Source organism: Rhodopseudomonas sp. WA056, assembly GCF_010906995.1.
Taxonomy (GTDB): domain Bacteria; phylum Pseudomonadota; class Alphaproteobacteria; order Rhizobiales; family Xanthobacteraceae; genus Rhodopseudomonas; species Rhodopseudomonas palustris_G.
On record NZ_QPFS01000152.1, the window covers coordinates 1 to 10,062 of the forward strand.

The 10,062-nt window shown below is 66.7% G+C and carries 11 protein-coding genes; 4 read left to right on the forward strand and 7 right to left on the reverse strand.

Annotated features, from left to right (window positions below):
* Positions 1 to 108: 108 nt before the first annotated feature.
* Positions 109 to 1,089, reverse strand: a complete 981-nt coding sequence (locus tag DU475_RS21330; RefSeq protein WP_047308932.1) for a magnesium transporter CorA family protein — start codon at positions 1,087 to 1,089, stop codon at positions 109 to 111.
* 346 nt (positions 1,090 to 1,435) lie between these two features.
* On the opposite strand from DU475_RS21330, the gene DU475_RS21335 reads away from it, so the two are divergent.
* Positions 1,436 to 2,122, forward strand: coding sequence for a L,D-transpeptidase (locus tag DU475_RS21335; RefSeq protein WP_013504305.1), 687 nt, complete (start codon positions 1,436 to 1,438; stop codon positions 2,120 to 2,122).
* A gap of 289 nt (positions 2,123 to 2,411) precedes the next feature.
* On the opposite strand, the gene DU475_RS21340 is transcribed toward DU475_RS21335, so the two are convergent.
* Positions 2,412 to 3,482 carry an extensin family protein gene (locus tag DU475_RS21340; RefSeq protein ID WP_047308931.1) on the reverse strand — a complete coding sequence of 357 codons (1,071 nt, stop codon included), beginning with the start codon at positions 3,480 to 3,482 and terminating at the stop codon, positions 2,412 to 2,414.
* A gap of 117 nt (positions 3,483 to 3,599) precedes the next feature.
* On the opposite strand from DU475_RS21340, the gene DU475_RS21345 reads away from it, so the two are divergent.
* Together DU475_RS21345 and DU475_RS21350 are read left to right on the forward strand one after the other, a co-directional pair.
* Positions 3,600 to 5,228, forward strand: coding sequence for a fatty-acid--CoA ligase (locus DU475_RS21345; RefSeq protein WP_047308930.1), 1,629 nt, complete (start codon positions 3,600 to 3,602; stop codon positions 5,226 to 5,228).
* A gap of 234 nt (positions 5,229 to 5,462) precedes the next feature.
* Positions 5,463 to 6,302: a DUF1499 domain-containing protein gene (locus DU475_RS21350; protein WP_013504308.1), complete on the forward strand. Its 840-nt coding sequence runs from the start codon at positions 5,463 to 5,465 to the stop codon at positions 6,300 to 6,302.
* A gap of 48 nt (positions 6,303 to 6,350) precedes the next feature.
* Here the strand turns inward: DU475_RS21350 and DU475_RS21355 are convergent, their stop codons facing one another.
* From DU475_RS21355 to DU475_RS24400, 5 genes are all read right to left on the reverse strand, one after another.
* On the reverse strand, positions 6,351 to 6,638 hold the full coding sequence (locus DU475_RS21355) for a cysteine rich repeat-containing protein (RefSeq protein ID WP_234713365.1): 288 nt from the start codon (positions 6,636 to 6,638) through the stop codon (positions 6,351 to 6,353).
* 96 nt (positions 6,639 to 6,734) lie between these two features.
* On the reverse strand, positions 6,735 to 7,178 hold the full coding sequence (locus DU475_RS21360; protein WP_013504310.1) for a periplasmic heavy metal sensor: 444 nt from the start codon (positions 7,176 to 7,178) through the stop codon (positions 6,735 to 6,737).
* Positions 7,175 to 7,594 carry a hypothetical protein gene (locus DU475_RS21365; protein WP_013504311.1) on the reverse strand — a complete coding sequence of 140 codons (420 nt, stop codon included), beginning with the start codon at positions 7,592 to 7,594 and terminating at the stop codon, positions 7,175 to 7,177. Before DU475_RS21365 ends, DU475_RS21360 begins: the two co-directional genes overlap by 4 nt.
* Entirely contained in the window at positions 7,591 to 8,211 is a 621-nt protein-coding gene (locus tag DU475_RS21370) for an RNA polymerase sigma factor (RefSeq protein WP_234713364.1), read from the reverse strand. The genes DU475_RS21365 and DU475_RS21370 overlap by 4 nt, the downstream gene beginning before the upstream one ends.
* Positions 8,212 to 8,215: 4 nt before the next feature.
* Positions 8,216 to 8,572: a hypothetical protein gene (locus tag DU475_RS24400; protein ID WP_246700385.1), complete on the reverse strand. Its 357-nt coding sequence runs from the start codon at positions 8,570 to 8,572 to the stop codon at positions 8,216 to 8,218.
* Positions 8,573 to 9,110: 538 nt separating this feature from the next.
* Between DU475_RS24400 and DU475_RS21375 the strand changes: the two genes are divergently transcribed.
* Positions 9,111 to 10,062: cache domain-containing protein (locus DU475_RS21375; protein ID WP_164633261.1), on the forward strand; the 952-nt coding region annotated here is incomplete at its 3' end.

Here is a 10,062-nt window from a genome sequence, read left to right on the forward strand (position 1 = left end):
CAGGTGGAGGGGACCAAGTATCGCAGAGCGCCTGCGGCGAGCTGCACATGATGCAACGCGCGCTCTGGACTACGAGCTACACTCAAGCGGCAGCCGGGCCTCTCCGGCTCACAACCACTTCTTCCACTTGAAGAACATGTACGGCCCGATCGCGGCGCAGAGCATCATCAGGAGGGCCATCGGGTAGCCGTGCTCCCAGTTGAGCTCGGGCATGATCCGGAAGTTCATGCCGTAGACCGACGCGATCAGGGTCGGGGGCATCAGGACGACGGCCATCACCGAGAACAGCTTGATGATGTTGTTCTGCTCGAGATTGACGACACCCAGCATCGCATCGAGCGTGAAGGTGATCTTGTTCGACAGGTAGCTGGCGTGGTCGGTCAGCGACAGCACGTCGCGCTGCATGGTCTTGAGCTGGGTGCGCATCTCCTTCGGCCGTTTGATGCCGTCGCCCTCTACCGACAGGAACGCCACCACCCGGCCTATCGAGACCAGGCTTTCACGGACCTTCGACACCAGGTCGCCCTTGCGGCCGATCGCAATCAGGATGTCGGAATAGCGCTTGGGGTGGCCGGTGCGGGCGGCCCCTTCCGGCTCGAAGATGTCGCGGCTGACATCGTCGACGTCGGCGCCGGCGCGCTCCAGGATGTCGGCGCAGCGGTCGATCACCGCATCGAGCAGTTCCATCAGCACGCTCTCGCCGCTGGCGCCCGACCCCGGCGCCCGCGCCAGCCGGCTCTCCACCACCGCAAACGGCCGCGGTTCGTCGTAGCGCACCGTGACCAGCCGGCGGCCGGCCAGAATGAATGTCACCGGCGACAGCCGCGGCGAGGTGGTATCGGCGCCGCACATCAAGCTGGCGGTCATGTAACGGGCGCCGTTCTCGATATAGAGACGACTGGAGATCTCGATCTCCTGCATGTCTTCCCGGGTCGGCACCTCGACCCGCGCCAACCGCTCCACCGCCTTGTCCTCGTCCGGCGTCGGCCGATCGAGATCGACCCACACCGTCGCCTCCGGGAGCGCCACCAGATCCTCGGCGGTGGCGCGCTTCAGGGTGGCATCGGCGGGGACGAAGAATGCAAGCATGGGCGCTCCAGGCAGGGTGACGACAGAAGGAGAGGTGGCGAGGCGCGGATCACAGCTCGCCGGCAGGAAGGGAACTCGGAGACGGCGCGAGCTCCCATGCATTTTGTGGCCATGGCGTGGCAGCGACATGACAATGTCGCACCTGGCGCCACAACCGTTGCCCGAAAATTAACCGGGCGTCGGATTCTATGCGGCAGAAATGCAACATCGCCGGCATCTCGTTACGAACCACTCGCCGTAGTGCTGGCAAACCGGACGGTTTGCGAGATACTAACAACAAGAATCGTTGATTTTTGCGATGCCTCCCGGCGTGCCGACGTGCGCCAGATCGTGATTGGAATTCAGAATGGCGTTGAACGGAACCAAGCTGGGACTGCTGGCCCTCGCCGGCCTGCTGCTGTCGGGTTGCATGCAGACCACCTACCAGGCCGCCCCGGAAGCCAACCTCAAACCTAACGACAAGGCCCAACTCGCCAAGGCGCGCTACGCCAAGGTGTCGGTGCCGGAGCCGTTTCGCCGCGCGATCGTGGATTATCATCGCAAGGAAGCCCCCGGCACCATCGTGGTCGATTCGGACAACCACTTTCTGTACTACGTGCTCGATAACGGCAAGGCGATCCGCTACGGCGTGACCGTCGGCGAAGAGGCGCTGGCGTTCTCCGGCATCGCCCGGGTCGGCAACATGGCCGAATGGCCGAAGTGGACTCCGACCGCGGACATCCACAAGCGGATCGAAGGCCTGCCGGCCTCGGTGCCCGGCGGCATCGACAATCCGCTCGGCGCCCGTGCGCTGTATCTGTACCAGGGCAACAAGGACACCCTGTTCCGGATTCACGGCACCAACCAGCCTGAATATATCGGCGCCTCGATCTCCTCGGGCTGCATCCGCATGACCAACGAGGACGTCATCGACCTGTACAACCGGGCCAAGATGGGCACCATCGTGGTGGTTCTGGAGCCGAAGCACGGCGACTCGCCGTTCAATTCCAAGATGGCCCTGCAGGGCAGCAGCGGCGGCACCGCCACGCAATAACCGCGACGCGGCTCATCGCGCCAGAGTTTCGAAAAGCGCCGGTTCGCCGGCGCTTTTTTATTGCGCAGAGATCTGGTGTTGGCGCCCGTGTCGGTGCTGCGCGTTGATCCGCGGCCGAGCTGGGCAGCGCATCGGGCACTGAGAGCTCCCTCTCCCCGCTCTTTCGCGGGGAGAGGGTTGGGGTGAGGGGCGGACGCAAGCACAAAGGCTCGGCGTTGCGGACGCGCCCCCTCACCGGACCGGCTTCGCTTCGCTCACCGGTCGACCTCTCCCCGCGCGTGGGGAGAGGTCAGGTCGGTGGTTGCGCCGGCTTGCTGCGAGCCGGCGGCTTTGCGGCCGGCGAATTCGAGGGTGTGAGATCGATCGGTTTGTTGGCGGCCGGCCTCGCTGCGGCGGCCTTGGGCTTGGCGCGTTTGGCCGGCTTCGGCGGCGGAGGCGGAGCGGGCTCGGCCTGCTCCGTTTCGGCCGCCTCGGCCGGGGCCGGCTCGACGGCCTCGGGCCGGGGCGGCGCCGCCTGCTGCGGCGCGCGGTCGTCGTCGGCTGCGACCTGGCGCGGCGGCGCCTCGGCCGGGCGCGGCAGCGGCATCGCCGGGGCGATCGTCGGCAGCCCCTCGTACAGCTCCCATTGGCACATCCGGTAGCCGCCGCGCCGCTCGGCGAGATCGAGGTGGATGTGGTCCTCGTGATAGCCGTCCGAGCCCGGGCCGAGCACGGTGGTGAAGCGCGCGCACACCGACTGCATCACGGTCTCGCGCACCTGCCGCGGCGCCTCGCGGTCGGTCAGCGAGATCATCCGGCCGTCGGCGAGCTTGAAGCCGCGCAGGTCGATCGCGTTGGCGCGGCCGTGCTCGCTGAGCTTGGCGCCGCGCACGCGATTGCGGCCGCGGCACTCATAGGCGTCGAAATTGTCCAGGGCAGCGGCCCGGCTGCCGAGCGAGGCGGCGAGCGGCGCAATGTCGGCCCGCACCCAGTCGGCGAGCGCCCGCGCCATGCCGCAGCGAACGGTCGCGGCCGGCGACACCGCAACACGCCCGCCGTCCGGCAGTAACACCGCTTCGAGCCGCACCAGATCGGTGCCGCCGCAGGCTCCCGGCCCGGTGATGTCGGGAATGCTCGGCGCGATCGCGATCGCTTCGGTCAGCGCCACCCGGCACGCCGATGGCGACTTGGGCGCGGGCGCTTCAGCCGCAGCGGCGGGTGCAGCTTCCGGCGATGCGGCATCCGGCGCGGACTCGTCGTCGGCCGGTGCCGTTCCGCGCTCGACCGGCGCCGGCGCCGCAGCAGGACGCGGCTTCGGCAGCGGTACGATGTCCCGCGCCGCGGCGGACGCCGCCCCGCCTACAACCAGCGCGATCAGCATCGTCCAAAATGGCGCTTTGCCGCGGAGCGCCTGAAAACAAGACCGTTTTCCGCAAAGCGGGTAAGCGCTAAAGTCGGCACCAATCCCAAGGGGATAACGAACAGGAGGAAATTTCGAATGCTTGGACTGATGCAAGACTGGCCTTTGCTGTGTCATCGGATCATCGAGCACGCGGCCCGGATCCACGGCAACCAGGAGGTGGTGACGCGCTCGGTCGAGGGACCGATCGTCCGCACCACCTATGCGCAGATCCATCAACGGGCGCTGAAAGTGAGCCAGATGCTGGACCGCGCCGGCATCAAGCTCGGCGACCGCGTCGCGACGATCGCCTGGAACACCGCCCGGCATCTGGAATGCTGGTACGGTATTATGGGAATCGGCGCGATTTGCCATACGGTCAATCCGCGGCTTTTTCCGGACCAGATCGCCTGGATCGTCAATCACGCCCAGGACCGGGTGATGATCACCGACCTGACCTTCGTGCCGATCCTGGAGAAGATCGCCAACCAGATCCCGAGCGTCGAGCGCTTCGTGGTGCTCACCGACGCCGAGCACATGCCGCAGACCACGCTGAAGAACGCGGTCGCGTATGAAGAGTGGCTGAAGGAAGCCGACGGCGACTTCGAATGGAAGACCTTCGACGAGAACACCGCGGCGGCGATGTGCTACACCTCGGGCACCACCGGTGATCCGAAGGGCGTGCTGTATTCGCACCGCTCCAACGTGCTGCACGCGCTGATGGCCAACAACCCCGACGCGCTCGGCACCCGCGCCGCCGACACCATGCTCCCCGTCGTGCCGCTGTTCCACGCCAATAGCTGGGGTATCGCGTTCTCGGCGCCGTCGATGGGCACCAAGCTGGTGATGCCCGGCGCCAAGCTCGACGGCGCGTCCGTCTATGAGCTGCTGTCGACCGAGAAGGTCACGCACACTGCCGGCGTGCCGACCGTGTGGCTGATGCTGCTGCAATACATGCAGAAGGAAAAGCTGACGCTGCCGCATCTGAAGATGGTGGTGTGCGGCGGCTCGGCGATGCCGCGCTCGATGATCAAGGCGTTCGTCGACATGGGCGCCGAGGCCCGCCACGCCTGGGGCATGACCGAGATGAGCCCGCTCGGCACGCTGGCGACGCTGAAGCCGCCGTTCGACCAGACCACCGGCGACGCCCGGCTCGACGTGCTGGCGACGCAAGGCTATCCGCCGTTCGGGGTCGAGATGAAGATCACCGACGACGCCGGCAAGGACGTCGCCTGGGACGGCAAGACCTTCGGCCGGCTGAAAGTATCGGGCCCGGCGATCGCCAAGAAGTACTACCGGGTCGACAGCGAGATCCTCGACGATGCCGGCTTCTTCGACACCGGCGACGTCGCCACCATCGACCAGGACGGCTACATGCGGATCACCGACCGCTCCAAGGACGTGATCAAGTCCGGCGGCGAGTGGATCTCCTCGATCGACCTGGAGAATCTCGCGGTCGGCCATCCCAAGGTGGCGGAAGCCGCGGTGATCGGCGTGTATCACCCGAAATGGGATGAGCGCCCGCTTCTGATCTGCCAGCTCAAGCCCGACGTCACCTGCACCCGGGACGAGATCCTGCAGTACATGGACGGCAAGATCGCCAAATGGTGGATGCCCGACGACATCGTATTCGTCGAAGCGATCCCCCACACCGCGACCGGCAAGATCCTGAAGACCGCGCTGCGCGATCAGTTCAAGACCTACACGCTGCCGGGCGCGGCGGCGTAGTCACCTTGCTGACCTCTCCCCGCCAAAAGCGGGGAGAGGTCAGATCATGCAGCAATCCGCATGCGGGCATGGCGATGCGCAGCCCTGCCGGACGGCAATCGGATTGGCACAGCCCGGCTCATTCGGCAGACAGCCGGTTCGGTCTCCGGCCTTGAATTCGGCTGCGGCCCGTGATCTCAACGGGGGCTCCTGCGGCGCGATCTCTGCCGCGATCAACCCGGCGGCTGTGAGGCGATGGCGCGCAGATATTACGCTCCTTATCACAAGGAGCCCGTCTCCGGACTCGCGACCTGGGCGCGCAATCTCGCGGTGTTCTCCGCGGTGGCGACGCTGGTGTCGATCGGGGTGGTGCGATTCGGCTTTCTCGAAATGCGCCCGGCGATGGCGACCTGGTTCGGTGCGCTGGCGCTCGCCGGAGTGTCGATCCTGCTGGCGCTCGCAGGCTTCGCGGCGATCTGGCAGAACGGCTCGCGCGGCATCCCGCGGATCCTGCTGGCGCTGCTGCTCGACGTGCTGATCCTAGCCTACCCGGCCTATCTCGGCTGGCAGTATCGCACCCTGCCGGCGATTCACGACATCACCACCGATTCGATCGACCCACCGAAATTCGAAACCCTGGCGCGGCTGCGTGTCGGCGACGACGTCAACACCGCGGTCTATGCCGGATTGTACTCGGCCGAACGGCAGCGCGCCGCCTACCCGAACATCGAGACGATTCAGATCGAACTGCCGGTGCAGCGCGCCTACGACATCGTGCTGCAACTGGTGAACCGGCGGAAATGGCGGGTGGTCGACGAGCGCCCGCCGCAGCCGCCGAAGCGCGAAGGCCATATCGAGGCGGTGGCGCGCACCACCATCCTGAGCCTGCCCGAAGACGTGGTGATCCGGCTACGGCCGGACGGCGACGGCACAAGGATCGATATCCGCTCGTCGTCGCGCTATTTCGAGAGCGACCTCGGCAGCAACGCGGCGCGGATCGCCAAGCTGAGCGAGGACATCACCACCGCGGCCGAGAACGCCCCCGCTCCAAAACCCGAGCCGGCACCGAAGCCGGCGGCGAAGGGCAAGAAATGACCGGGCAGAAGGCCGCGCCGCGACAAGGCCGGCCCCCGCCGAACGAGATCACTTGCCGGCACCACCGATCGCCTGCTTGCACGGCTCCGACAGCGTGCTGAAATTGTCGTTCAGGCACTTCTTGATGCGACCGCCACCCGGCGTCACGCCGCTGCAGAACTTCTGATAATCTCCCTTGCAGGCCTCGCGCGCAGCGCCTCTGTCCTGCGCGCTGGCGATCTGCAGCGTCAGCATCAGACCGGCGACGACGCAGGCGGCAGCGAGCGTCGCCCGCACCAGAACATCAGGCGCGCGAAACAGCGGGGCGGGGTGGCCGGAGCGGGGCGAAGTCTTCATTCGTTGCACCATGGCGAATCCTTGGGTTCGAAGTGGACGCCGTCGAGGCGAATGTAGTTGATACCCTCGAGCCGGCCCGATCCTTCGCGCCGCGCTTCAACGAAACAGCCCGCCGGCGAGTTGCCGGCGTCCCTCGGGCGAGATCTGCTCCAGCGTCTCGACGAAGGTGTCGATCATCGCGTCGCCGACCTTGCTGCGCTTGTCGCGGGTGCTCTCGACAGCGGCACGCAGCGCCGCCTTGTCGAGCTCCGGCTGCGCCGCCACATTCAACGTGTCCCGCAGCGCCGCAACGTAGTCGCGCTGCAACGGCTTCAGCGTGGCTTCCCGGGCGTTGAAATTGCGCCACAGAATCTCGGCATCGGCGGGCGGCAGCCGCGAGGCGACGCGTTCGATCAGCCGCATCGGTATCCCCGCATGCGGCGGCGTCCACTGCGGGCGCAGCCACTGCGCGCCCACATAGGCGCCGAGCGCGACGTTGAGGCAGAGCGAGCCCAGCAACAGCCAGCGCCCGGCGGTGAAGCGACCGAACGACATCCTCATTGCGGGCTCCACAGCGTCACGACCGAAGAATCGAACACCGCGTCGACCGCGGCGAGCGCTTCCTGCGAATGCTGATAAGGCAGCGTGCCGGCCAGCCACATGCCGACCAGCGCCGAACAGGCGAGACTTCCGGCCGGCAGCAGCGAGGCCGGCTGCAGCAGCCGGCGATACCAAGGCTCGCGCGCTTCGCCGGCGCCGATCCGATGCAGTACACCCAGCGCGACCCGCCCTGCCCGCGCCGGCGCCACCTCAGGCGGGATCGCCAGCAGCGCGTCGAACGCAGCGGCCTCACGCAGCACCGCCGCACCAGGATCGCCGGCGGCGAGTACCCGGGCCGCGCCGCGCACCTCCGCGGGCCAGCGCTCAATGTCGCCACCCCAGACGTCGGCCAAATCCCTGAACTGATCGAGCGTCATGCCCGCCTCCTGTCGTCTTGACGTCTTTCGACTTCTTTCTTGAGCGCCAGCCGCGCGCGGCCGAGCAGCGATTCGAACGCCTTGGGGCTGAGACTCATCGCGCGCGCCGCATCCTCGCCGGACAGCCCTTCCATATGAAACAGCGCGATCGCACCGCGCTGCCGCTCCGGCAACTCCGCCAGCGCCGCCTCCAGGAGACGCCGCTGCTGCGCAGCGATCAGAGTCTCGATCGGGGCAGGCTCCGCCGACGCCACCTCGGCGGCATCTTCGATCGGCGCGTGCCGCGGCTTGCGGGTGCGATCGAAGGCGAGATTGAGCACAATCCGATACAGCCAGGTGGTGAACCGGGCGATCGCGGGATCGAACGAGGATGCCTTGTTCCAGACCCGCAGAAACGCTTCCTGGCCGATGTCGTCGGCCTCGGCGGCATCGCGAACGATGCGCTGGGCGAGGCGGATGGCGCGCGGCATGTGACGCGTCATCAGCACGCGAAACGCCTGCTGGCGCCGCGCCGCCACGGCTGCCATCAACGCCTCGTCGCTGTCGTCCTCGAGGCTCACCGGGCGCAGGCCGCTGGCCGCGGTGCCGGCAGCCAGCTTTGCGATGACGGCCGGCACGCTGTCAGCACGGCCGCCAGGCGCCGGCGATCCAGCACCGCCGCGGCGCCGGCGCCACGACCGGCCCAGCGACCACCATCGGCGGTGCGACATAGACCGGAGGCACCCGATAGGGCCGAGCCACATAGTACGGATAAGGCCTGTAGTACCGCGGCCGGCCGTAATAGCCGCAGCCGGGATAAACCCCGACGCCGCGCCAGCCGCCGCGCACGCAGGCTACGGCCTCGATCGGCAGCGCCGCAGCAGCCGGGACCACTGCTGGGCGCGCAGCAGGCGCCAGAGGCGCGGCAATTGCCGCAGAGCCCGCGAGCATAAGCAGCGCAGTGATGGCGAGCGCCGCAGTCCGGATCGGTTTGCACATCACGACATCCTTTCCTGTTCGGAGCCAGGCCCGCGGAAGCGGGCCGATGTCGGGAATACGGGACCAAGTCGGATTTCCTTCGCTGCCGATCGCGAGCCGTGCGACCAAACGTATCACTTCGTAGAATACCTAGGTGCGACGGAACTCCTTGCGGTACTCCTGTGTAGATTGGTGCACGTTACTCAATCAAAAGTTGCGTAGTCAGCTTATTAGTTACCTCCCGTCTTTACTAAAACGATAGTGTTTGGAACGCATGGTTTTAGGAAATCCTGGTCCTGCTACCTGGTCGTTGCAGCGGTCGAGCTTGCCGACACCGACAGGCAGGCAGGGATCTCCTCATCCGAGTCCGCCCGGCGTTGCGCATGCGCGCCCGGCGGATCGGGACGGATCGGCATCGGCGGACCGATGCGGCTCCAGGGGAACGCAAGGCAAGACGCAGGGCGCGCAGCGCGGCCTGCGACACGATCCACCGATATTGCACTGCGCACAGACCGGCTGCGAAGCCGGCTGCACGAGTAATTGTACCGGAGCACAATTAATGCTGTCTCGACTGCACATGACCATCGGCCGCCGAATCTATGCGCTGATCGGCCTCGGCTTTCTCGGCCTCCTCGGCATCACCTTGCTCGACTCCCGCGAGTTGGCGACCGGCCTCAAGCAGCAGAAACAGATCGAATTGAGACACCTCGCCGAGCTGGCGGTCAGCTTCGTCAAGGACGAATACGACGCCGCCCAGCGCGGCGAGATCAGCACCGCCGAGGCGCAGAAGCGCGCCCAGGACCGCATCGCCAAACTGCGCTACGGCGGCAACGAGTACTTCTTCATTACCGACATGCAGAGCCGGATGCTGATGCATCCGATCGCCAAACAGTTGATCGGACAGGATCAGTCGGGCGCCAAGGACTCGAACGGCAAGATGCTGTTCGCCGAGATGGTCGACACCGTCCGCCGCAACGGCAGCGGCTTCGTCGACTACGTCTGGCCGAAACCCGGCACCGACCAGCCGTATCCGAAGCTGACCTATGTGGCCGGCTTCGGCCCCTGGGGCTGGATCATCGGCACCGGCGTCTATATCGACGACCTCGAGGCCCAGACCTGGGGAGCGATGCAGCGCTCGCTGATCGCCGCTGCCCTGGTGCTGCTGGTGACGATCCTCGCTTCCGTAGTGATTGCGCGGCGCATCACCAAGCCGATTCACGCCATGACCCTGGCGATGAAGGATCTGGCCGGTGGCCGGCTCGACACCGAGGTGCCCGGCATCGGCCGCCACGACGAGATCGGCGATATGGCCGGCGCCGTGGAGGTGTTCAAGGTCCATGCCCTGGAGCGGCAGCGCCTCGAGGCCGAGCAGAAGGAAGCCGAAGCGCGCACCGAGGCCGAGCGCAAGGCGCACGCGAACCAGCTCGCCGACAGCTTCGAACGCGCCATCGGCGAGATCGTCGAGACGGTGTCGGCGGCCTCCAACGAGCTTGAAGCCTCGGCTACCACGC

Excerpts from the sequence above, each read along its gene's own strand:
- DU475_RS21345 (WP_047308930.1), top strand. The coding sequence starts at position 3,600 with ATGCTTGGACTGATGCAAGACTGGCCTTTGCTGTGTCATCGGATCATC.
- DU475_RS21365 (WP_013504311.1), bottom strand. The coding sequence starts at position 7,594 with ATGACGCTCGATCAGTTCAGGGATTTGGCCGACGTCTGGGGTGGCGAC.
- DU475_RS24400 (WP_246700385.1), bottom strand. The coding sequence starts at position 8,572 with ATGTGCAAACCGATCCGGACTGCGGCGCTCGCCATCACTGCGCTGCTT.
- DU475_RS21330 (WP_047308932.1), bottom strand. The coding sequence starts at position 1,089 with ATGCTTGCATTCTTCGTCCCCGCCGATGCCACCCTGAAGCGCGCCACC.
- DU475_RS21340 (WP_047308931.1), bottom strand. The coding sequence starts at position 3,482 with ATGCTGATCGCGCTGGTTGTAGGCGGGGCGGCGTCCGCCGCGGCGCGG.
- DU475_RS21355 (WP_234713365.1), bottom strand. The coding sequence starts at position 6,638 with ATGAAGACTTCGCCCCGCTCCGGCCACCCCGCCCCGCTGTTTCGCGCG.
- DU475_RS21335 (WP_013504305.1), top strand. The coding sequence starts at position 1,436 with ATGGCGTTGAACGGAACCAAGCTGGGACTGCTGGCCCTCGCCGGCCTG.
- DU475_RS21350 (WP_013504308.1), top strand. The coding sequence starts at position 5,463 with ATGGCGCGCAGATATTACGCTCCTTATCACAAGGAGCCCGTCTCCGGA.
- DU475_RS21360 (WP_013504310.1), bottom strand. The coding sequence starts at position 7,178 with ATGAGGATGTCGTTCGGTCGCTTCACCGCCGGGCGCTGGCTGTTGCTG.